Here is a 21704-nt window from a genome sequence, read left to right on the forward strand (position 1 = left end):
GAGTCCATGACCCGCCGCATCGCACTGGTCTGCCTGGGCAACATCTGCCGCTCCCCCATGGCCCACGTCGTCCTCGAACAACGCCTGGCCGACGCCGGGATCGACGACGTCGTCGTCACGTCCTCGGGCACCGGCGACTGGCACGTCGGCCAGCCGATGGACGAGCGCGCCGCGGCCACCCTGACCGCCGCGGGGTACGACGCCACGCGCCACCGTGCCCGGAACTTCACCCCGGACTGGTTCGGCGAGCAGGACCTCATCTTGACCATGGACGCCAGCAACCACGCCGACGTCCTGGCGCTCGCCCGCAGTGACGAGGACCGCGCCAAGGTCCGGATGTACCGCTCGTTCGACCCTGAGGCGGACACGCCGGACGCCGAGGTCCCCGACCCCTGGTACGGCGGCCCCGAGGGCTTCGACGAGGTGCTGAAGATGGTCGAGCGCACCACCGACGGGATCGTCCGGTACCTCTCCGACGCCTCGTGACGCACCGACCCTCCGGCGAGATCCTGCGACTGGTCACGCCCGACGACGCCGAGGAGCTCGCCGCCGTGTGGTCGAGGAACCGCACATTCCTCGCGCCGTGGGAGCCGCTGCGCGACGACGCGTTCTTCACCCCCGAGAGCCAGCGCGCCGGCATCGAGCGCGACCTCGCCGAGCACGAGGCGGGGCGGATGGTCCCCTTCGTCATCAGCGGGCCCGACGGTGGCATGGCGGGCCGGCTCACGCTCAGCGGCGTCACCCGCGGCGCGTTCCAGTCGGCGGCGATGGGCTACTGGGTCCGCGAGGACCTCAACGGGCGCGGCCTGGCGACCCGCGCCGCGCGGGAGGCGGTCGACCACGCGTTCGCGACGCTGGGCCTGCACCGGCTCCAGGCCGAGACGCTGCTGCACAACGTGGCGTCGCAGAAGGTCCTCCGTCACGCGGGGTTCACACCCTTCGCCGTCGCGCCGGACTACCTGAGGATCGCCGGCCGCTGGCAGGACCACCTGCTCTTCCACGTCCTCGCGGCGGCGTCCGAGCCCGCGACCGCCGAGGAGCAGGCGGCCGCGGAACCCCCCGGAGGTGCGGGGCAGCAGTGACCACTGTGACCTCGCCGCTGGCGCCGAGCCGGTAGGTTTCAGGCATGGCACGTATGGCTGGAACCGCTGCACTGGCGGAGTCACTGTTGGACGTCGCGGTGGTCTCGACGACCTCCGTGGCCGGCGGTGACATCTGCACGACGACACGGTTGCGGCTCACGGACGGACGCAGCGCCGTCATCAAGACCCGGCCCCAGGCGCCGCCGCGCTTCTTCACCACCGAGGCCGAGGGCCTGCGCCGGCTGGGCGCGGCCGGCGGCGCCCCCGTCCCCGAGGTCCTCGCAGCCAACGACGAGTGCATCATCCTGGACTGGATCGAGCCGGCCAAGCCGTCCGCCGACCTGGCCGAGGGGCTGGGCCGGGGACTGGCCGCCACCCACGCCGCAGGCACCGGGGGCTTCGGCGCCGACCACGACGGCTACGTCGGGCTGGCTCCGCTGCCGAACCGGCCGCTGCCCACGTGGGAGGAGTTCTACGCCAGCCGGCGCGTCATGCCGTACGTGAAGGCCGCCGTCGATCGTGGCGCCCTCTCGCTGGAGCAGGCCGCGACCATCGAGAAGGTCATGAAGCAGCTGCCCTCGCTCACCGCCGATCCGGAGCCGCCGGCCCTGCTGCACGGCGACCTGTGGTCGGGCAACCTGGTCTGGTCCGCCGACGGCGTCCGCCTCATCGACCCGGCCGTCCACGGCGGGCACCGCGAGACGGACCTGGCGATGCTGGCCCTGTTCGGCGCCCCGCACCTGCAGCGGATCCTGGACGCCTACAACGAGGCCGCTCCCCTGCAGGAGGGCTGGATGGACCGGGTGCCGCTGCACCAGCTGCACCCCCTGCTCGTCCACGCCGTCATGTTCGGCGGGGCCTACGGTCCCCGTGCCGCCGCGGCGGCCCAGAGCCTGCTCGACGGCAAGTCGTAGGAGCGGAGGCGGAGCATGCGGATCCTCATCGTCGACGACGACCGCGCGGTACGTGACTCGCTGCGGCGTTCGCTGGAGTTCAACGGCTATGCGGTGGACGTGGCCGCCGACGGCGCCGAGGCACTGGCGAAGGTCGCCCAGTCCGCCCCGGACGCCATCGTGATGGACGTGATGATGCCTCGCCTCGGTGGCCTGGACGCCACCCGCGCCCTGCGGGCCGCGGGCAACGACGTGCCGATCCTCGTGCTGACCGCTCGCGACGCCGTCAGCGACCGGGTCGACGGCCTGGACGCCGGCGCCGACGACTACCTGAGCAAGCCGTTCGCGCTCGAGGAGCTGCTGGCGCGGGTCCGGGCGCTGCTGCGCCGCGTCGTCCGGTCGCGGGAGGAGCTCGACGACGAGCCCGCGCTCACGTTCGCCGACCTCACGCTCGACCCCGTCACCCGCGAGGTGCGCCGCGGCGAGCGACCCATCTCGCTGACGCGGACGGAGTTCGCCCTGCTGGAGTTGTTCATGCAGCGTCCCAAGCGCGTGCTGGAGCGGTCGTTCATCCTCGAGGAGGTGTGGGGCTTCGACTTCCCCACGACCGCGAACTCCCTCGAGGTCTACGTCGGGTACGTGCGCCGCAAGCTCGAGGCCGAGGGCGAGACCCGCCTGCTGCACACCGTGCGCGGGGTCGGCTACGTGCTGCGGGAGACACCCCCGTGACGGTGCTGGAGAAGATCCACGCGCGGGCGCACACCCTGTTCGAGCCGATCACCACCCGGCTGTCACTGGCCGGGCGCGTCGCGCTGCTGACGACCGCCGCCGTGGCCGCCGTCCTGACGATCATCAGCATCAGCGTCTTCGTGCTCGTGCGTCAGGAGATCATCGGCGCCCTGGACGACTCGATGCTCAAGCGCGCCAACCAAGCGGTCGAGGCCGGCTACACCCCTCGCAACCTGACCGTCAACGAGGCGAACCTGCTGGCCATCGCCGGCATCCAACTGCTGACCATCCGCAGCGGCGGCGGCGAGTTCCTCGTGCACTCGGCCGACGCGTTCCCCTACGACAACCGCGAGCGGGAGGTCGCCCTCGGGCTGGTCGACCACTCCGCCCGCACCGCGCACGTCGACGGCGTCACCTACCGCGTCGTCGCCGTGCAGGCCGGTCCCGGACAGGCCTTCGTGCTGGCCCAGTCCATGGAGTCGACCCGGCGCGCGCTGGAGCGGCTGCGGGTCGTGCTGACCCTCTCGACGCTCTCGGGCATGATCCTGGCCGGTGTCGCCGGGTGGGCGGTGGCCGGCAACGGCCTGCGCCCGGTCCGCCGACTCACGGCGGCCACGGAGCGGGTCGCGGCGACCCGCGACCTCACGCCGATCGACGTCGGCGGCAAGGAGGACGAGCTGGCACGCCTGACCCGCTCGTTCAACGCCATGCTGCTGGCCCTGGACGACACCCAGCGCCGCGAGCGCCAGCTCATCGCCGACGCCGGCCACGAGCTGCGCACGCCCCTGACCAGCCTGCGGACCAACGTCGACCTGCTCCGCCAGGCCAGCGGCCAGTCCGATCGCCGGCTCGACCCCGCCGCCCACCGCGAGCTGCTCGACGACATCGGCGCCCAGCTCGACGAGCTGACCACCCTCGTCAGCGACCTGACCGAGCTGGCCCGTGACGAGCCGCTGCACCGCGACCCCGAGCCCCTCGACCTGGCCGAGGTCGTCCAGCGCGCCGTCGACCGCGTGCAGCTGCGCGCCAGCACCGTCACGTTCGACGTGCTGCTGGACTCGTCCTGGATCCTCGGCGACAGCCGGTTGCTGGAGCGCGCCGTCACGAACCTGCTGGACAACGCCGTGAAGTGGAGTCCGCCGGGCGGCACCGTCCGGGTGCGCCTCAGCCGCGGCACCGTCACCGTGGCCGACGAGGGCCCGGGCATCGCCGCCGAGGACCTGCCGCACGTGTTCGACCGCTTCTACCGCTCGACCGAGGCGCGAACCCTGCCCGGCTCGGGGCTGGGGCTGGCCATCGTCAAGCGCGCCGCCGATCGCCACGGCGGATCGGTCGACGTCGACTCCGAGTTCGGCCACGGGGCCACCTTCACGTTCCGCGTGCCGTTGGACGAGGAGTGAGCGCCCCGACGACGGCGAGCGGCCGACCCCTGAGGTTGCTCGCGCCGGGGCCCCGTGAGGCAATGGGTGGGAGCCCACTGCTCCCCCGGCTCTGCGCCCCGCGCCCGCCTTCTGGGATGGTCCCCAGCGCGTTCACAAGTGATTCTCAGGTCACCGCAGGAAGGTGTAACCATGACAGACCAGCGTGATCCGTACGCCGACCGTCCGTACGTCCCGCCGACGGCACCCCAGGAGTCGCAGCCCACCGGCGCGTCCGGTGGCTGGCCCTTCTCCGAGCCGCGCGCGCAGGACGCGCCGACCGGCGATCTCCCGACCCATTCCCCCACCACCGACCACGAGCCCACCGTGGCCATGTCCGAGCCGACCGTCGCGTTCGGCGGCGGCCCCGGCGGCCCTCAGGGTCCCGGCAACGGCGGCCCCCAGGGCCCCGGCCCCGTCGCACCGCAGCCGCGCAAGAAGCGCCGCGCCGGCCGCCTGGTCGCCGCCGCCACGGGTGTCGTGCTGCTGGCCGGCGCCTCCGCCGCCGGCGGTGCCGCCATCTACGCCGCGATGGAGGACGACGGCCCCGTCACCAGCAACACCGGCACGACCCTCGACAAGCCGGTCTCGTCGTCGCAGACCACCAGCGACGTCATGGCCGCGGCCGAGGCCGTCCTGCCCGCCACGGTCAAGATCAACGTCACCGGCAGTGGCGAGTCCGGCACCGGAACCGGCGTCGTCATCAGCGAGAACGGCACCATCTTGACGAACAACCACGTCATCGAGGCGGCCGCCGACGGAGGCTCCATCACCGTCGCCTTCAACGACGGCACCAACGCCAAGGCCCGCATCGTGGGCCGGGACGTCGCCACCGACGTGGCCGTCATCCAGGCCGAGGACGTCGACGACCTGCCCACCGCGACCCTGGGCAACTCCAAGGACGTCAAGGTCGGCCAGACCGTCGTGGCCATCGGTTCGCCGTTCGGCCTGGAGTCGACCGTCACCACCGGCATCGTCTCCGCGCTCAACCGGCCGGTCTCGCCCGGCGACGGCTCGGGCTCGGGTGGCACGACCACGACGTTCCCCGCGATCCAGACCGACGCGGCGATCAACCCCGGCAACTCCGGCGGCCCGCTGGTCGACATCCAGGGCAACGTCATCGGCATCAACTCGGCCATCAACACCGGCGGCAACGGCAACGGCTCCGTCGGCCTGGGCTTCGCGATCCCGATCAACCTGGTCAACAGCGTCGCCTCGCAGATCCTCGACGGCAAGACCGTCGAGCACGCCCAGATCGGCGTCCAGGTCAGCAACGCCACCAGTGAGGACCAGGTGACGACGACCGGCGCCGAGATCAGCGAGGTCAGCGCCGGCAGCGCGGGCGAGAAGGCCGGGCTCAAGGCCGGGGACATCGTCACCAAGGTCGACGGCAACCCGATCTCGAGCAACGGCGCCCTGGTCGCCACGGTCCGCGGCTACCGGCCGGGCGACACGATCGACCTGACCGTGCTGCGCGACGGCAAGACCCGCAACATCTCGGTCAAGCTCGGCAGCGACAACGGCGCGGCCGCGAAGGCCCAGGACTGAGCCAATCGCAGCACGAGGCGGGCCCCGTCACCGATCGGTGACGGGGCCCGCCTCTTTCACTGGTCAGGACCGGCGGATCACCACCAGCGACCCCACAGGTGCCCGTGGCGCTTGAACCGGGGCTTGCGCTTCGCCTCCTTCGGGTAGGCGGCATCGACCTCGACCTCGACCAACCAGCCGGCGACCGGCAGGTTCGCGACCTGGACCATGAACCGCGACGGACGTGCCGCCGTCGCGACGAAGGGAGGAGCAGCCGGAGCGGTGCCCAGACGCACGTCGATCGCCTTGCCGGTCGACACCGAGGTGTTCGCGAAGTACTGACGGTAGCCGCGGTTGAATCCGTTGAAGTCCGCGGTCGAGCCGTCGGGCGACGCGACGAACACGCGCATCGCGTAGACGTCGTCGAAGTCCAGGCCCTGGGCCTGCAGATTCTCACCGATGCGCCGCATGACGTTGATCGCCTGCGCCTCGGTGACCGTCACACCCTCGGGCAACACCCCGCCGGGGAAGATGGCCGTGTCGATGTAGCGCTCCGGGGTTCCAGCAGGTGCCGCCGAGTTCAAACCCGACGGGCCGAGCCCACTGGACTTGTAGGTCGGCGTGTCCTTGCCGATCGCGACGCCGTTCGCGATCTGCGGGTTGTCGGAGCCCTCGGGCAGGACGGAGGACGTCGTTCCGGGCTTGGGCGGGTCGGGCTTGACCGATGCGGCGACGACCGCGGTGCCCGGGACGAGCACGATCGCCATCACGGCGGCGATGAACCCGATCTTGCGTGTGGACATGGTTCTCCTCTGGATGGTGGAGCGGGAAGGACGGGGCGACGTCATCGGGACGTGACCCGCTGATGGATCTGCTCGACGACCTCACGGGCCGACACGATGCCGCCGTGCTGCCAGGCGATGGTGTGGGAGAGCCAGTCACCGGCGAAGTAGACGTTCTTCGTCGGGGCGACCAGACGGTCGTAGTGGCCGTCGGTGCGCGACCGCCAGCCGACCCAGGCTCCTTCGATGTGCTTGACGGTCGACCAGTTGACACTGAATGCCGAGGCGACGTTCTGCTTGTAGGCCTGGCCGTGGATCTCCGCACCCTGCTCCAGCGCCTTGGCCAGCCGCTGCTTCGGTGTCAGCGCGCCGTAGGTGTTGGCGCTCGATCCGGTGTTGTAGTAACCGACCATCACGCCGCGCTTGCTGTGGAACCCCGAGCTGGGGTACCACATGTTCCCGAGCTCGTTGTTCGCGTTGGTGATGCCGCCGTAGATCTGGTGATCGAGCTCCCACCACCGGCGGGAGTACTCGATGCCGATCTTGCCCGCGTTGGTGACCGTCGGCGCCTGGAGCGCGGTGATGACCTCCGTCGGCAGGTTGCTGGGGATCTTCGCCGCGATCTGCGGCGGGACGGTGCAGATCGCGAAGTCCGCCTCGATCTTGCGCTTGGACTGACCCTGTTGATAGACGACCTCGACCCCCTTGGCCGTGTTCTGCAGCGACAGGGCCGGCGCGCCGAACTTGACCCGGTGCCGGCCGATGGCACGGACGAACGCCTCGGAGATCGCCTGCATGCCGCCCTTGGGGTGAAGCATCTGCATCGCCTGGTCCCAGCCGCTCTCGAAAGAGAAGTAGTTGCCGATCCCACTGGCGAACACGTCGGAGAGGCTGAAGGGCTCGGTCGGCGTACCGGCGGTGACACCGGGCTCGACCGAGTAGCCGCGCCGGCCGCTGCCGGTGTACTTGAAGCTCGCGGCCGGGTCGCCGGGCACCTTGGGACCGATCGATCCGAAACTGCGGGCGAAGGAGATGATGCGTTCCTTGTCCTCGGTCGTCACGTACTGGTCGAGCGCACCCTGGTCGGTCGCCTTGGCCAGCAGCTCGGCCACGTAGCCGTACGTGTCGGCCTTGGCCTCGCGGTGCCTGATCGCCTGGCCCGACAACCCGTGATCCCCCGAGCGCCACAGGTAGCCGTGGGCGTTCTGGTTGACGAACGTCTCGAGCTCGACCCCCAGTTCGCGGCAGTAGTCGACCGTGACGTGGTGCTGCGGCAGGCGCCCCGCACCAGCGTTCATCCACTGGCCCCGACTGAATCCGGCGCGCTGGGTCTGACCGACGGTGTCCGTCACCTTGTCTCCACCCTGGACGGTCCAGGCGCGGCCACCGGGCCGCTCGTTGGCCTCCAGCACCGTGACGTCGTAGCCACCCTTGAGCAGCTCGTACGCGGCGGTGAGGCCCGCAACGCCAGCGCCGAGAATCACGACGCTCTTGCGACCGTGACGCCCCAGCGACCCCGGCTTGAGCGGGTTGAACGGAGGGGTGTTGGCCTGGGCGGCCGAGGTCATTCCCAGCGAGCCCATCGTGTGGAGCATGACTCCGGCGCCACCGGCGACGCCCACCTTCTGAAGAAAGTCCCTCCGAGTTTGTTGCATGTGTTTCCTCCTGGACCAAGGTCTGTGACTGCGAACGGTCGCCCGAGAACATCCACCGGACGAACAGGAAGTTATGGAGGGGCCGTTTCGGCCACGGCACTCGTGGATGCCACTGAGGTAAACAGTCACTTACTCCGGCGACGGCAGACGCCGGGACCTCCGACAGCCTCGGATCCCAAGGAAAACATCGGGGCGACGGCCAGCTGGTGACCGTCTCGAGCGCATCCGCGTCGAAACACCAACGTCATCGGGGCACGTCACCGGATCGGTCGCGGGCAGCGGCCGAACGCGTCGCCGGCTGGCGGGGAGGGGGCGGACCGCGGGCGCCCGGCCGCGCCGGACTGCGGCCCGTGACGGTCAGCGGCGCTGGGCGTCCTCGTCGGTCGAGAAGTACTCGTCGAGGTCGAGATCGGCCTTCAGGTCCAGGTCGATCTGGGACTCCAGGTCCTCGCGCAGCCGCTGCGAATGCTCACGGAGCTCGCGGATCGTACGGCCGGCCGTGCGGGCCATGTGCGGCAACCGCTCAGGGCCGAAGACCACGAGCGCCACGAAGGCGAGCAACGCGAGCTCCAGCGGGCCGAGTCCGAACATGCCGCGACGCTAACACGCACCGCTGGTCCGGTCGCAAGGCTGAATCGGCCGGGAAACACAGGTTTCACGCGATCGTCTCGACGGTGAAACCCGCCATCTGGGGTGCTGGCTAGCGTGATGAGGGCACACCCACCACGGATGGAGAACCATGCCTCATCTCGGCCCCACCGAACTGCTCATGATCGTCGGCGTCGTGGTCCTGCTCTTCGGCGGACGCAAGCTGCCCGAGCTGGCCCGCGGCACCGGACAGGCCCTGCGCATCTTCAAGTCCGAGGTCACCCAGCCCGACGAGCTGACGGCTGAGACCGACTCCCGGCCGACGTCGGACGTCGATCCGATCGCGACCGAGGTCGTCGCCGAGCCGACCAACCCGCGTTCCTGAACCCTTGTCCACCGTCGGCACGCTCCGGGCCAAGCTCCGGCGCCGCACGGCCGCGAGCCGGCCCGGTGCGGCGATGACCTTCACCGACCATCTGCGCGAGTTGCGCCGACGTTCGGTCAGGGCCGTCGTCGCGATGGCCCTCGGAACCGCTGTCGCCTGGCTCTTGTTCGAGCCGATCTTCACCTGGCTCGTGGCCCCGTATGCCGAGGTCAAGCCCGTCCTCGCCGAGCGGGGCATCGACACCACTCTCGTCTTCACCGGGATCGGCGGCGCGTTCCAGTTCCAGCTGAAGGTCTCGATCGTCGCGGGATTCGTGCTGTCGAGCCCGTGGTGGATCTGGCAGGTGTGGGCCTACGTCGTGCCCGCGCTGCACCACGGCGAGAAGCGCGCCGCGCTCACCCTCAGTGCCGTCTGCACGCCGCTGTTCCTCGCCGGCGCCTGGTTCGGCTACCTGATCCTGCCGCGTGCCATCGAGTTCCTCGTCGGGTTCGTCCCCCAGAACGCCGAGTCCCTGCTCACCGGGGCGGACTACCTGGACTTCTCCTTGCGCATCATGCTGGTGTTCGCCGTCGCCGCGCAGCTGCCCGTCGTCATCGTGATGCTGCACCGCCTCGGGATGATCAACGGACCCCAACTCGTGCATGCCCGACCGTGGATCATCACCGGCATCTTCGCGTTCGCGGGAATCGCCACCCCCACGGTCGACCCGGTCACGATGGCGCTGCTCGCCACGCCGATGGTCGTGCTGTACGGCGTGGCCGAGGTGATCGTCAGGGTGCGCGAACGCCGGGGCGCTGTGACGCCGGTCGCCGCGCCCTGACCATCGCTCAGCCCAACAGCGCCTCGGACAGCTCGCGCAGGATGCCGTAGCCGTTCTGCGTCAGGATCGACTCGGCGTGGAACTGGATCCCGCGGTAGTGCGGTCCGGCGACGAGGTGGATGTCGCCCGGCTCCGGGTCGGTCTCGACCGTGACGCCCTCGGGCAGGCCCGCCTCGGGGACCCGGCCGACGAAGGTGTTGTAGAAGCCCACCGTCTCGGTGCGGCCCAGCACCGGCAGCGCGCTCTGGGTTCCCTGGAAGACGATGTCCTTGTAGACCAGGTCCAGCCCCAGCGCGTCGCACAGCGTCTGGTGACCCAGGCAGATCGCCAGGAACGGCTGGCCCCGGTCCAGGAGCCGGCGGGTGGCACGGCGCAGCACCGAGATCTTGGCGTCGTCACCGTCGCGCGGGTCGCCGGGGCCGGGGCCGATCACGACGAGGTCGTGGTCGTCGAGGGCGCCCTCGGTCCACTCGTCGTGCCGGACGATGTCGGTGGTCATGCCCATGACGCCGAAGACGTGCGACAGCATGTTGACGAAGTCGTCCTCACCGTCCAGGACGACCACGCGCTTGCCCGACAGCGAAGGAACCTGCGGCGTGCCGGACTGGTCGCTCAGCCAGAACTGGCTGAGTCGCTGGTTGCGCGAACCCAGCGCGATGAGCACGTCGTCCTCGCGGGTGAACGCGTCGAACCCCTCGACCGGCTCGGGCGCGGACTCGACCAGGCCGAAGGCGCTCAGGACGCCCGAGGCCTTCGCCCAGGTCTCCTTCGTCTCGTACTCGGCGTCCGAGTCGCGCACGAGTGTCGCACCGGCCGCAACGGTGAGGTGTCCGTCCAGGTCGACGTCGGCCGTCCGGATCAGGATCGGGGCGTCGAGACGCGGGGCGCCCTGCTCGTCGCGCCCCATCAGCGCCGCGACACTGGCGTAGTAGCCACGACCCTGCGGCTCGTACTGCTTGATCAGGCGACACGCGTTCTCGACCGGGCTGCCCGTGACCGTGGCGGCGAACATCGAGTCGCGCAGGATGTCGCGCGGATCGAGGTCGGTGCGGCCGGCCAGCAGGTACTCCGTGTGCACGAGGTGGCTCATCGGCTTGAGGTACGGCCCCAGCACGAGGCCGCCCTCGTGGCAGAGGTCGCACATCATCTTGAGCTCCTCGTCGACGACCATGAAGAGCTCGTAGATCTCCTTCTCGTCGGACAGGAACCTCAGCAGCTCGCGCTTGCGGTCGGCGTGGGTCTCGAGGCCGCGCATGCGGAACGTGCCGCTGATCGGGTTCATCCGCAGCTGTCCGGCGTCGAGGCTGACGTGCCGCTCGGGGCTGGCCCCGATCAGGTAGCGGTCGCCGGTGAAGATGCAGAACGTCCAGAACGCCCCCCTCTCGCGCTCCAGCAGCCGGCGGAAGACCGACAACGCCGCCGCGTGGCCCCAGTCGGCGACGGTCGCGCGATAGCGACGTCCGATGACGAGGTTGGCGCCCTCGCCCTGACCGATCTCGTCGTCGATGATCCGCTGGGCCATCGCCGCGTACTCCTCGTCCGAGGTCTCGAAGCCACCGCGGTCGGCCAGTTCGATCTGGTCCGACGGCAGCACCTCGAGCAGATCGGCGAGGGCGACGTCCTGGTTGAACCGCGCCTCGATGACCGACAGCGGGGTCCCGTCCTGGTGTGCCTCGAAGCCGCGCTCGGCGACCTGCGCGAAGGGCACCAGCACGAGGTGGTCCCACGCCGGGCCGGGCCCCTCCGCGAGGGGGACCTCGGCGAGCTTCTCGACGTCGTGGCGCGGGCCGCCGATGAGCGTGACCCGATCGGTCTCGCGCCCGCGGATCAGGGCGAACGCCGGCTGGGCCAGCAGGTCGTCGAGCATCTGGTGCGTCATCGTGGTCTTCTTCCCGCGGTCGGACGAACGACGCCCAGACCGCCATGTGGGGGTCTGGGCGTGGGTACGTCGACAGTCCTCCTAGCGGAGGTGCCACCAGCAGCTGGTCGTCGACATGGCGCCAGCGTACCCGTCCCGGCCGGGCGTTCGCGGGCGGAGTCAGGCGAAGAGACGGCGCACCCGGTCGCGGGCGCGGCGCCACGTGGCGCGCGCGAACCCGGCAGTCGGCACCGGCTGGGCGCCGAGCATCGCCTCGGGAACCTTGCCGCCCCCGACGACCTCGGGCAGACCACTGGCGTGGACCAGACCCATCAGCGCGGCGGCACCCAGCTCCGGCGGCACCGAGGCGGTGGGCGTGCCCGCACCCTTGGGCCGCACACCGGAGGTGGGCATGGCGCCCAGCGACGCGGGATCGCCGACGACATGGACACCGCTGGCCGCGATCCACGCGCCCATGCGACCACCGAGCTCGGCGGCCTCGCGGGCGGCCCACCGAGGCGTCAGCAACCGCGGCTCGTCCGGCGCCGGGGTGCGCTGCTGGAGGTACCGCGCGACACCGAACCGGATGGCGTGGTGATGCACCGCCTGTGGCAGCCCCGACTTCGCGAACTGGCGGTTGAACTCGCGCAGCAGCTCGATCTCGGGCCAGGTCAGGGAGCGGTTGTCGACGACGGGGGTGCGCAGGGTGCCGGCCCGCAGCGAGAACAGGCCTTCGACGTCGCGCAGCAACTGCTCGGGGTCGGACTCGTCGAGCACCACCACGACGACTCGGTCCGGACCGACGACCTCGGCCCACCGGGCGACCAGCTGGTCGTGACGGTGCCGCCACCAGAACGACGGGGTCAACCGCGTGGTCTCGGCTTCGCGCAACATCGCCTTGAGCCACTTGCCGTAGCCGGTCTTCACCCCGTTCTGGACGTACTGCTGCCACTGGGACGGCATGATCCGCGGCAGCGGTCGCAGCGTCACCAGCACGTAGGGGTTCTCGCCGCCGAGCTCGGCCACCGCGCGGCGGATCGCCGACTCGCGGGCGTCCGCGAAGAACTCGCTGCTGACCAGCACGACCCGGTCCCGGCTCTCCTGGACCTCCTTGACGAGGCGCCGCCACGGCCGGTCGGTGGCAGGAGCGTCGACCGGCGGCCGGGGGTTCTCGCCCGCAAGCATCGACAGGACCTCGTCGATCGGCTGGCTGGTGGTTCCGGCGTAGTGCAGACCCTGGGCCGCCACCGCGTCGCGCGCGTCGTGCAGGGACCGCTGCACCGAGGTCGTCCCCGTCTTGTGCGGGCCGATGTGCAGCACCCGCGCACCGGGCGGGAAGTGGAAGCTCGAGCGGAAGGTCACGTCACCCTCCTCAGGGCGCCGCTGCCACGGGCAGGGTCGTGTACGCGCCGACGTCGATGACGGCACCGGGCTTGAACGTGACGACCTGGAGGCCGACGGCACGGCCGTCCTCGAAGGTCAGCACGGCCACCTGGGCGTCGCGACGCAGCTTGGTGCCGAGCGCGAACGCGTAGACCGCGCCACCGGTGGAGCCGATCGTCAACTGGGTCGACGTGCCGTTCGGCCCCTCGGTGCTGACCGGGCCCTCCTGACGGTGGAGGTGTCCGCTGATGGCCAGGTCGACGCACCCCTGCGCGACGGTGGCCTTGGCGGAAGCGGCGCTGTGGGTGGCCAGCAGGCTGACCTCGCCGTCCTCACACGCCGTGTCGGCCAGCGCGACGTTCTGGTCGGTGATGGCGGAGATGTTGTCGTCCTCGTTGCCGTTGTAGCCGGCGGTCAGGCCCGAGCTGCGCGGATCGCTCTCACCGAGGATCCGCACGCCCTCGACCTCGACCGGCTCGCCGTCGAGCACGATGAAGTCGTGACGCTCCATCTCGTCGAGCACGTGGTCGCCGGTGTCGTGGTTGCCCGCGACGGCGACGATCGGCAGGTCGGCGAAGGTCTGACGCAGCGACTTGATGCTGAAGGCCTCCCAGGACGCACCGTTCGACGTGTCGTCGCCGAGGTCGAGCACGAAGGACGCGTCGGCGGCGTCGGCGACCTCGCGGGCAACGGGGTCCATGCCGACGTTGTTGTGCCGATCGGTGACGACCAGCGCGGTGGTCTGACCCGGCTCGGGGGCGCGGACGGCGATGCCCTTCGCCTTCTCGGCCAGGTCCGAGTAGAACGACAGCGACGCCTGGTAGGTGTCGAGCGCGCCCTGGACGATGGCCTTGCTGGTGGCGGTGGCCGCCCCCCGCGAGATCTCGACCTTGTCCAGGCGTGGCTCGTCGGGCAGCTCGGGGAACTCCTGGCGGATCGGGACCCAGGCCACCTCGCGCTCGGTGTCGGGGTCCTGCGCATAGGCCATGACCGCGCCCAGCACCACGATCACCAGGACGCCCATGACCAACGCGGGGCGCGGGTCGGGCGGCCACGCCTCACGCAGCTCGCGGCGACGCCGGGGACCCAGCGCCCACCACACGCCGCCCACGACGACCATCGCGACGACGCCGGCGGCGACGCCCCGCTGCAGGGCCGCCAGGGCCATGTCGGTCATCTCGGAGGTCATCGCGGCGATCTCGCCCTCGGGCTGGCTCGCGATCGCCGCGTCCTGCGCGAGGACGCGCTCGAGGTCGGTGTCGGGGCTGTCCCGCAGCACGACCTCGGCGCCGATGCCCAGCACGGCGTCCGAGGGCATGCGCAGCTCGGGCAGCAGCGGTCCGGCCACGATCGTCACGTGGCCGTCGAAGGTGGGACTGGCGGTGGCGTTGTGGGCGCCGATCGTGACGGCCCGCTCCGTGTCGAGGAACGTCGCCGCGGTGACGGGCACGGCCACGACCAACCCGACGATCGCCAGGGCGAGCGCCGCGAGGGCACGGCTCACTCGGCCACCCGATCGAGCCACCGGCGCGAGGTGCCCACGGTGACAAGTCGCTGGGTCGCACGGGTCAGCACGACGTAGAGCGTGCGCCAGCCCGCCGCGGCCTCGGAGACCACGGCGTCGGGATCGACCAGCACGACACCGTCGAACTCCAGTCCCTTGGTGTCGAGCGGCTCGAGCACGCGGAGCCGTTCGTCGGCCGGCACCGCCGCGCTGACCTCGGCCAGACGTCCCGCGGGGGCGACGACGGCGACGGTGCCCTCGACCTGCGTGAGCATCTCGGCGGCCATGTCGGCCACCCGGCCGAGCAGCTCGTCGCCGGGCACGACCTCGTGGCGCGGGTCGACTCCGGTGCGGCGGACCGCGTCGGCGAGATCGGGACGCTCGATCGCGTGGGTCGCGACCTGGGCGGCGAACTCGTAGATCTCGGCGGAGTTGCGGTAGTTCGTCGAGAGTCGGAAGCGGTGGACCGGCATCGTGCCGAGCGCCTCGTCGCGCGCGGCGGCCGATTCGGACGGGACCGGCCACGAGGACTGTGCCTCGTCGCCCACGATCGTCCAGCTGGCGGTGCGGCCACGACGGCCGAGCATGCGCCACTGCATCGGCGAGAGGTCCTGCGCCTCGTCGACCAGCACGTGCGCATAGCCCACGTCGTCGATGCTGCCGGTGGCCTGGACCCGGTCCTCGCGCTCGCGCTGCTCGAAGCTCATCATCTGCTTCGGCGTGGCCCAGTCGTCCTCGGAGCGGGCCGGCGCCTCACCGAGCAGGTGCCGCAGCTCGTCGATGAGCGGGATGTCCTCGATCGTGGGGTGGTCGGCCCACTCACGGCGCAGGACCTGCTGCTCGAACGAGGTGTAGAGATCGGACGCGACCTCGCCGAGGCGCGACGGGACGGACCGCCAGACCTCGACCGGGTCGAGCTCGGGCCACCACTCGTCGACGAACGTCTCGAACGTCAGGTCGCCGTCGAGCTGGTCGGCGAACGCCTCCTCGCCGCGGTCGAGACCGCGATCACCGGTGACGCGCTCCCACAGGGCCTTGACCAGTTCCTCGCGCGCGACGGCCTGGGTGGTGTTGGGCAGGCCGTTCGCCAGCACCCGGCGCCGGATGCGGGCCAGGTCGGAGGCCTCGAGCACGAGGCGGTCGTCGCGGTAGAACAGGTCGAAGCGGTGGGGTGCCCCCGCCTGCGGCGACCTCGCGACGCGGGCCAAGACCTTCGCCATGCGGGCCGAACCCAGCAGAGCCGCCATCTCGGGCGACGCGTGGCGGTCGGCCCGGATGCCGTCGACGACCTCGCCGATCGACCGCAGCACGACGCTGGTCTCGCCCAGACTGGGCAGGACCCGCTCGATGTAGTTCATGAACACGCCGGACGGACCGACGACCAGGACGCCACCGGACTCGAATCGGCGCCGATCGGTGTAGAGCAGGTAGGCCGCGCGGTGCAGCGCGACGACCGTCTTGCCCGTGCCGGGACCGCCGCCGATGATCGTGGCGCCCCGGGCGGGGGCGCGGATGGCCTCGTCCTGCTCCTTCTGGATCGTCGCCACGACCGAGTGCATCGAGCTGTCGCGGGCCCGGCTGAGGCTGGCCAGCAGGGCGCCCTCACCGATCACGACCATGTCGTCGGGCGCGGCCTCGGCGTCGAGCAGCTCGTCCTCGATACCCACGACGCGGTCGCCCCGGCACCGCAGCACGCGACGACGGACGACGCCGGCCGGATCCTGGGCGGTGGCCTGGTAGAAGACGGCGGCCGCGGGGGCACGCCAGTCGACCAGGATGATCTCGCGGTCCTCGTCCCGCACGCCGATCCGTCCGATGTAGCGGGCGTCGCCGCCGTTCAGGTCGAGGCGGCCGAACACGAGGCCGTCGTGGGCCGCGTGCAGGGCACTGAGCCGGCGCGAGGCCTGGTAGACCATCGCGTCGCGCTCGACCAGTCCACCCTCGTGGCCGATGTGGCCACGGGCCAGTCCCTCGGCGACGAGCGACTTGGCGACCTTCGTGGACTCCTCCAGGCGCTGGTAGACCGTGTCGACGTACGCCTGCTCGTGGGCGAGCTCGCGTTCATCGGGTGAGGGGCTGCTCATCAACGTCCTTCGCTGGCATGGGGGAACTCTCCATTCTAGGCACCGGATGCCAGCCGGTCGCCCCCACCGCCACGCTTCAGGCGTCAGTTGATGCGCAGGACCTTCGTCACGGTCTTCGCAGCGACCTTCCCATCGCCGCTGTACGTTATCGAGAACGTGTGCTGACCCTTCGGCAGGTTGCTCGCCGTCAGGATGCTCACGCCGAGGAAGACCCGGCCCTTCGCCACGGTCCTGTCCCCCAGCTTCACCGTCACGGTGCCGGTCGGGACGGTGCCCTTCGCCGACACCCCGACGGTGAAGACCGCCGAGCGCCACAGGCAGACCGCGCCGACCTTGACCGTCGGGGCGAGCAGGACCGGACCGCTGGTCGGGCCTGTCGTCGGCGCGGTGGTCGGCGCGGTCGTCGGCTCGACCGTGAACTGGGTCGTCGGCACGGTGCTCGGCTCGGTCGTGGGCCCGGGTGTGGGTCCCTCGGTCGGCTGCTCTTCGATCTCGAAGCTGCGGATCAGGCGGTCACTGGGTCCCGTGCAACTCACGGTCGACGGGATCTCGTCGCTGTCCGTGTAGACCGAGAGATCCAGCCGGAACGTGGCGGGCAGGCCCAATGTGACGGCGCCCCTCGTGTCGCTCGCCAGGGAGATGAACGGGACCTCGCCCCGTCCCGCCAACACCCACGGCTCGCCCGCCTGCTGCGGGACGGGACTCCGGGGGAACTGCACGCCCACGGGAAGGTCGAACGGGGCTCCGTTGACCGTCACCGCCAGCGGCAGACCCGGGACCGAGCCCGAGGATTCCCGTCCGCCCACGATGTCGGCCACGGTGCCGCGCAGCAGCTCCGGCATGTGGAGCCGCAGGTAAAGCGGGCTGGGAGGCAGGACGTTGTCGCCGTAAATCACCCCATAGTCCGTCGTCGCCGTGACCGCGACGTCCCGGGTGCCCAGGTTCAGGCCACCGACGATCGTCTCGCACCGGTACGCGATCGTCCGCGAGAGCTGACCGCCCCGTGGGCACCTCGCCACCGGGCTCACCGGGCGGGTCCGTGGGGAACGGCGGAGTGGTCGGGTCGGTCGGCGGAGTCGGAGAGGTCGGCGGAGTCGGAGAGGTCGGCGGAGTCGGAGGGGTCGGCTGGCTCGGGAGATCGAGCACGGGCGGCTCCGGGGCGGTCTGACCGGCCAGCGCGATGCCGCCGAGCAGGCGGTCCTGACCGGCGGCGCACGTCGCCACCATCGGGTACGTCGAGTTGTCCGCCTTGTACAAGACCTGGGTGATCGTGAAGTTGTCCGGCAGCCCCAGCCAGACCGCGCCGGTGGCGTCCTGCGGGACGGTGATCGCCGGGATCGTGGCGGTGCCCTGCATCGTCCACGGCGGGTCGGCCGTCTCGGAGACGGACGCCCGCGAGAATGCCAGCGCGGTCGGCTCGAGCTCGGTGGTCCGGCCCGCAGTGGTGACCGACAGCGCCGCATCGGCAGCGGTCCCCTCCGCCTCCGTCGCCCCGAGCAACAGCGCCACGGACTGCCGCAGCCGCTCGCTCGACGTCCACCGGACCGTCAGTTCACGCGCCGCCAACACGTCCCCGGGCGCCGCGGTCTCGGGGTAGTCGGCCGTGGCCGCGAGGGAGAAGGCCTGGGTGCCCAGGTTCAGACCTGCCGCGGTCACCGCGCACTGGTAGGAAGCGGCTCGGGACAACGTCCCGGGTCCGACCGGGACCGCTCCTCCGGGCCCGGGCACCGGGTCGGTCGGCGGATCGGTCGGGTCCGTCGGGTCAGTCGGCGGGTCGGTGGGATCGGTGGGGTCCGGGGACGGGTCGGTCGTCGGATCGGACGGCACGGGCTCGGTCGTGGGGTTGACCGTCGGACGGTCCGTCGGGGGCGTCGGGTTGGTCGCCCCTGCGACGCGGATACCGCCGATGGTGTGATCCTCCGGGGCCTCACATGTGAGCGACGTGGGGATGCTGCCGCCGTCAGCCGACACGAAGGATCCGGCGATGGCGAAGGTCCTCGGCAGTCCCAGCCAGAGCGCCTCGCGAGCATCGTCGGGCACGGTGATGGCCGGCACCGTGGCCTCGGCGTCCAGCGTCCAACTCCCCGATGCAGGCAGGTCGGCCCGCGCGATCGTCAGCGAGGTCGGCGGCAGACCGGACCAGCGGCCGGCGGTCTCGATGGCGAACTGGACACCGTCGGCCTCTCCCTCGAACGACCTCGCACCCAGCAGGTCGTACGAGGCCTGCCTGATGAAGTCGGGAAGCACCACGGACATGTCGAGCGCCCGGGCGGGGAGCACGTCACCCGGTGCGGCGGTCTCGGGGTACGTCACCGACGGGGTCACGACGACCGGGCGAACTCCCAGGTCCAGGCCGCCGGACTCGACGTGGCAGTCGTAGAGCAGGTTCGTCGCCAACTCGCCCGGACCGACGGGCAGGTCGCCGGCAGCAGCTTGCGCCTGGGAACCGCCGAGGACCGCTGTCAGCGTGGCGGCGACGGTGGCCGCGGGTACAACGGCGGCGATGAAGGACTTGACTGGCGACACGACGACTCCTGGCTCCCACAGGCCCCCGAGGCCAGCCTGTCACTGACAGTTACAGTGTGACGGTACTCACATCCGGGCGCGATGACCAGCCCCCGGGCCACGGAGTGGGCGCGGCCGAGGCGCAGCCCGACTCCAAGTCGGAGGTATCAGGAGCGAACGGCACGGCTCTTCAACGACGGCGCCCCGCGAGCGCCGAACGTCGAGGGGGGACGGCCGGAGCCCGCGGGGCGCTCCCGGGCGAAGTGGGACGAATGTGGCAAATGTTTCTGACGTAACTCCTGTTGTCACCTCGCGGCGCCGCGAGCGCGCCTAGCCTGAGGACCCATCCCCCGAGGTCAGGAACCACCATGCGCCTGGGCTGACCCGCACAACGGTCGTTCGAGCGCCCCCTTCAGCTCGGGGGAGGGGGCGCTGCTCGATCGTCACCACGTCTGCGCCGTTCAGGGCGCACGACGGGTCGGTCTTCGCCAGGTTCGGGGCGATTCGTCACTGATCTCGGGGAGTGTGTCGTCATGCGCGTGCGCATCATCGCCGTGGCCGCTGTGCTCGGCCTCGTCGTCTCACTCGCGCCCGCCACGGCCGCCGAGGCGGCCGGGAAGCCTCGCTCCCGGTGCCGCACCGGTGCCCATCCGCCACACGCTGACCGGCCGTCGGGTCCTCGGCCTGGGCGACATGGGGAACACCGCAGTCGTGATCTCGCCACGGATCCGTTGCTCGCTCAACGCACTGCCCGCACTGCCGCTGCCGTGAGCCACGGCGCTTCGGCTGATTTCGGCGTTTCGACGGACGGGCCGAGCCGGACTCGTTAAATTGTGGCGACCACAAATACATCTCGGGGAGAACATCCATGCGTCCACGCTCCATCGCCGTCGCCGCTGCCGTCGGCCTGATCGTCTCGCTCGCGCCCACGGCCTCGGCCGAGGCCGCGAAGAAGCCGACCTACAAGGTCTCGATCAAGTTGTCGACGACGAAGGCCGACGTCGGTCAGACCGTCAAGGTCTCGGGCAAGGTCCGAGGGCCCAAGGCGGCCAAGAAGCGCCTCGCCGTCCAGGTCAAGGTCGGCGCCGGGAAGTGGAGGACCGTCAAGAAGGTCCGCACCACCAAGAAGCGCGGCTACGCGACCCGCATCAAGGTCTCGACCGCCGGTGCTCATGCCGTGCGCGTCGTCGCGCCGAAGTCCAAGCGTGCTCGCGCCGGTAAGAGCACGGCGCGCCGGTATGTCGGCTGGCGCTGGCTCGACCTCACGCAGCAGCCGATCGACGCGGAGGCGAATGCGGTGACCACCGGGCCCGCCACCGTTGCCGGCCGGACCTACCCGAAGGCCTGGCTCGTCTGGCAGTACGTGTCGCTCTTCATCGCGCCCGCCGGCTCGTGCGACACCTTCAGGTCGACGGTCGGAGTCCTCGACGAATCGGAAGGTGACGCCACGCTCCTCACCGTGAAGTCGCCTTACGACGTGCTGGACGACGATCCGAAGCCCGCGGAATCGCATTTCCAGGTCAAGGCGAAGACGGCGCCGCGCGCCTTCAACGCCTCGCTGACCGGCCAGCGTCTCTTCGGCTTCATGCACGGGTACACCCAGCGGATCGCGGTCATCGCCCCGCAGGCGCACTGTTCGGTGAACGCACTGAAGCCGGTTCCGTCGCAGGACTGACCTGCGCACGACGAGCGCCCCTCCCAGTCTCGGGAGGGGCGCTCGTCGTGGGGCCTGGGTCAGCCCTTGCGGGACAGGAACGCCAGCATGGCCTCGCGGGCCTCGTCGCTGCCGAAGAGCCGCGCCGACTGCTCGGCCACCTGGTCGCCCAGCCGATCGATGCGCTCGACGAGGTCGTGGTTCAGCAGCGCCTTCGTCTCGCGGAACCCCTGCGGGTACCCCTGGGCCAGGTCGGCGAGCACGGCCTGGAGCCCGGACTCGAGCTCACCGTCCTCGACGACGCGGGTGACCAGGCCGATCTCGGCCGCCTCGACGGCGTCGAACTTGCGCCCCGTGAGGAAGAGGTCGGACGCCGCTCGCGGGGCCAGCCGCGGCAACAACGACAGGCTGATGACCGCGGGTGCCAACGCCAGCCGGACCTCGGTCAGCGCGAACGTCACCGGACGCGTGGCCAGCACGATGTCGGCGGCACCGACCAGGCCGAGACCACCCGCGCGCACGGGACCGCCGAGCACCACCACGACGGGCTTCGCGCTCGTGGCGAGCCGACGCTGCAGGTCGATCAGCGCTGCCGCGCCCTGCTGCATCGAGCCCTCCGCCGCCTCCGACAGATCGGCACCCGAGCAGAACACGCGGTGAGCCGAGCGCAGCACGATCACCTTCGCGTCGGCGTCGGCCTCGGCGCTGGCCAGGTGGTCGCGCAGCTCGGTGACGAGCTGGCGGCTCAGCGCGTTGCGGTTGTGCTCGCTGTCGAGGGTGATCGTCGCGACGCCGTCCGCGACGTCCAGGTGGACGAGTTCGGTCATGGTGCTCCTC

Annotated in this window: 19 protein-coding genes and 1 pseudogene; 10 read left to right on the forward strand and 10 right to left on the reverse strand. The window is 71.0% G+C overall.

The window, feature by feature from the left end; all coding sequences use genetic code 11:
- Positions 1 to 6 precede the first annotated feature (6 nt).
- The 6 genes from H9L21_RS14265 to H9L21_RS14290 all read left to right on the forward strand — a co-directional run bounded on the left by H9L21_RS14265 (position 7) and on the right by H9L21_RS14290 (position 5670).
- A complete protein-coding gene (locus H9L21_RS14265) occupies positions 7 to 486 on the forward strand; it encodes a low molecular weight protein-tyrosine-phosphatase (protein WP_154597456.1) in 480 nt (159 codons plus the stop codon).
- Entirely contained in the window at positions 483 to 1082 is a 600-nt protein-coding gene (locus tag H9L21_RS14270) for a GNAT family N-acetyltransferase (RefSeq protein WP_255467074.1), read from the forward strand. Before H9L21_RS14265 ends, H9L21_RS14270 begins: the two co-directional genes overlap by 4 nt.
- Before the next feature lie 44 nt (positions 1083 to 1126).
- Complete coding sequence (locus H9L21_RS14275) at positions 1127 to 1996, forward strand: fructosamine kinase family protein (protein ID WP_154597455.1); 870 nt, start codon at positions 1127 to 1129, stop codon at positions 1994 to 1996.
- 15 nt (positions 1997 to 2011) lie between these two features.
- Positions 2012 to 2704: a response regulator transcription factor gene (locus H9L21_RS14280; protein WP_154597454.1), complete on the forward strand. Its 693-nt coding sequence runs from the start codon at positions 2012 to 2014 to the stop codon at positions 2702 to 2704.
- Positions 2701 to 4104, forward strand: a complete 1404-nt coding sequence (locus H9L21_RS14285; RefSeq protein WP_154597453.1) for a sensor histidine kinase — start codon at positions 2701 to 2703, stop codon at positions 4102 to 4104. Before H9L21_RS14280 ends, H9L21_RS14285 begins: the two co-directional genes overlap by 4 nt.
- A gap of 171 nt (positions 4105 to 4275) precedes the next feature.
- Complete coding sequence (locus H9L21_RS14290) at positions 4276 to 5670, forward strand: S1C family serine protease (RefSeq protein ID WP_230081696.1); 1395 nt, start codon at positions 4276 to 4278, stop codon at positions 5668 to 5670.
- Between the two features lie 77 nt (positions 5671 to 5747).
- On the opposite strand, the gene H9L21_RS14295 is transcribed toward H9L21_RS14290, so the two are convergent.
- From H9L21_RS14295 to H9L21_RS14305, 3 genes are all read right to left on the reverse strand, one after another.
- Complete coding sequence (locus tag H9L21_RS14295) at positions 5748 to 6452, reverse strand: Rid family hydrolase (protein ID WP_154597452.1); 705 nt, start codon at positions 6450 to 6452, stop codon at positions 5748 to 5750.
- Positions 6453 to 6493: 41 nt separating this feature from the next.
- On the reverse strand, positions 6494 to 8086 hold the full coding sequence (locus tag H9L21_RS14300; RefSeq protein WP_154597451.1) for a flavin monoamine oxidase family protein: 1593 nt from the start codon (positions 8084 to 8086) through the stop codon (positions 6494 to 6496).
- 357 nt (positions 8087 to 8443) lie between these two features.
- Complete coding sequence (locus H9L21_RS14305) at positions 8444 to 8677, reverse strand: twin-arginine translocase TatA/TatE family subunit (RefSeq protein ID WP_154597450.1); 234 nt, start codon at positions 8675 to 8677, stop codon at positions 8444 to 8446.
- Positions 8678 to 8825: 148 nt separating this feature from the next.
- On the opposite strand from H9L21_RS14305, the gene H9L21_RS14310 reads away from it, so the two are divergent.
- Positions 8826 to 9059, forward strand: a complete 234-nt coding sequence (locus H9L21_RS14310; RefSeq protein WP_154597449.1) for a twin-arginine translocase TatA/TatE family subunit — start codon at positions 8826 to 8828, stop codon at positions 9057 to 9059.
- Positions 9060 to 9063: 4 nt separating this feature from the next.
- Entirely contained in the window at positions 9064 to 9879 is an 816-nt protein-coding gene (gene tatC, locus H9L21_RS14315) for a twin-arginine translocase subunit TatC (protein ID WP_154597448.1), read from the forward strand.
- A 7-nt stretch (positions 9880 to 9886) separates the two neighbouring features.
- Here the strand turns inward: tatC and H9L21_RS14320 are convergent, their stop codons facing one another.
- From H9L21_RS14320 to H9L21_RS15635, 6 genes and pseudogenes are all read right to left on the reverse strand, one after another.
- A complete protein-coding gene (locus H9L21_RS14320; protein ID WP_154597447.1) occupies positions 9887 to 11758 on the reverse strand; it encodes an anthranilate synthase family protein in 1872 nt (623 codons plus the stop codon).
- Positions 11759 to 11917: 159 nt separating this feature from the next.
- Complete coding sequence (locus tag H9L21_RS14325) at positions 11918 to 13099, reverse strand: hypothetical protein (protein WP_154597446.1); 1182 nt, start codon at positions 13097 to 13099, stop codon at positions 11918 to 11920.
- A 10-nt stretch (positions 13100 to 13109) separates the two neighbouring features.
- Positions 13110 to 14624, reverse strand: coding sequence for a metallophosphoesterase family protein (locus H9L21_RS14330; RefSeq protein ID WP_154597445.1), 1515 nt, complete (start codon positions 14622 to 14624; stop codon positions 13110 to 13112).
- On the reverse strand, positions 14621 to 16708 hold the full coding sequence (locus tag H9L21_RS14335) for a HelD family protein (protein ID WP_154597444.1): 2088 nt from the start codon (positions 16706 to 16708) through the stop codon (positions 14621 to 14623). The genes H9L21_RS14330 and H9L21_RS14335 overlap by 4 nt, the downstream gene beginning before the upstream one ends.
- A gap of 83 nt (positions 16709 to 16791) precedes the next feature.
- Entirely contained in the window at positions 16792 to 17727 is a 936-nt protein-coding gene (locus H9L21_RS15570; RefSeq protein ID WP_187411592.1) for an Ig-like domain-containing protein, read from the reverse strand.
- Positions 17728 to 17953: 226 nt separating this feature from the next.
- A pseudogene (locus H9L21_RS15635) lies at positions 17954 to 19234 on the reverse strand (DUF6801 domain-containing protein); the annotation flags it as partial.
- Between the two features lie 621 nt (positions 19235 to 19855).
- Between H9L21_RS15635 and H9L21_RS15530 the strand changes: the two are divergent.
- Entirely contained in the window at positions 19856 to 19984 is a 129-nt protein-coding gene (locus H9L21_RS15530) for a hypothetical protein (protein WP_255467077.1), read from the forward strand.
- Between the two features lie 97 nt (positions 19985 to 20081).
- A complete protein-coding gene (locus H9L21_RS14355; RefSeq protein ID WP_154597442.1) occupies positions 20082 to 20888 on the forward strand; it encodes a hypothetical protein in 807 nt (268 codons plus the stop codon).
- 59 nt (positions 20889 to 20947) lie between these two features.
- Here H9L21_RS14355 and H9L21_RS14360 read toward each other — a convergent pair whose 3' ends face one another.
- On the reverse strand, positions 20948 to 21694 hold the full coding sequence (locus H9L21_RS14360) for an enoyl-CoA hydratase-related protein (RefSeq protein WP_154597441.1): 747 nt from the start codon (positions 21692 to 21694) through the stop codon (positions 20948 to 20950).
- Positions 21695 to 21704 lie beyond the last annotated feature (10 nt).

The organism is Aeromicrobium senzhongii (assembly GCF_014334735.1).
GTDB lineage: Bacteria > Actinomycetota > Actinomycetes > Propionibacteriales > Nocardioidaceae > Aeromicrobium > Aeromicrobium senzhongii.

Bases quoted from the DNA above. Each gene is read 5' to 3' on its own strand.
- H9L21_RS14355 (WP_154597442.1), top strand. From the start codon at position 20,082: ATGCGTCCACGCTCCATCGCCGTCGCCGCTGCCGTCGGCCTGATCGTC.
- H9L21_RS14360 (WP_154597441.1), bottom strand. From the start codon at position 21,694: ATGACCGAACTCGTCCACCTGGACGTCGCGGACGGCGTCGCGACGATC.
- H9L21_RS14300 (WP_154597451.1), bottom strand. From the start codon at position 8,086: ATGCAACAAACTCGGAGGGACTTTCTTCAGAAGGTGGGCGTCGCCGGT.
- H9L21_RS14275 (WP_154597455.1), top strand. From the start codon at position 1,127: ATGGCACGTATGGCTGGAACCGCTGCACTGGCGGAGTCACTGTTGGAC.
- H9L21_RS14305 (WP_154597450.1), bottom strand. From the start codon at position 8,677: ATGTTCGGACTCGGCCCGCTGGAGCTCGCGTTGCTCGCCTTCGTGGCG.
- H9L21_RS14335 (WP_154597444.1), bottom strand. From the start codon at position 16,708: ATGAGCAGCCCCTCACCCGATGAACGCGAGCTCGCCCACGAGCAGGCG.
- H9L21_RS14265 (WP_154597456.1), top strand. From the start codon at position 7: ATGACCCGCCGCATCGCACTGGTCTGCCTGGGCAACATCTGCCGCTCC.
- H9L21_RS14290 (WP_230081696.1), top strand. From the start codon at position 4,276: ATGACAGACCAGCGTGATCCGTACGCCGACCGTCCGTACGTCCCGCCG.
- H9L21_RS14295 (WP_154597452.1), bottom strand. From the start codon at position 6,452: ATGTCCACACGCAAGATCGGGTTCATCGCCGCCGTGATGGCGATCGTG.
- H9L21_RS14280 (WP_154597454.1), top strand. From the start codon at position 2,012: ATGCGGATCCTCATCGTCGACGACGACCGCGCGGTACGTGACTCGCTG.
- H9L21_RS14320 (WP_154597447.1), bottom strand. From the start codon at position 11,758: ATGACGCACCAGATGCTCGACGACCTGCTGGCCCAGCCGGCGTTCGCC.
- H9L21_RS14310 (WP_154597449.1), top strand. From the start codon at position 8,826: ATGCCTCATCTCGGCCCCACCGAACTGCTCATGATCGTCGGCGTCGTG.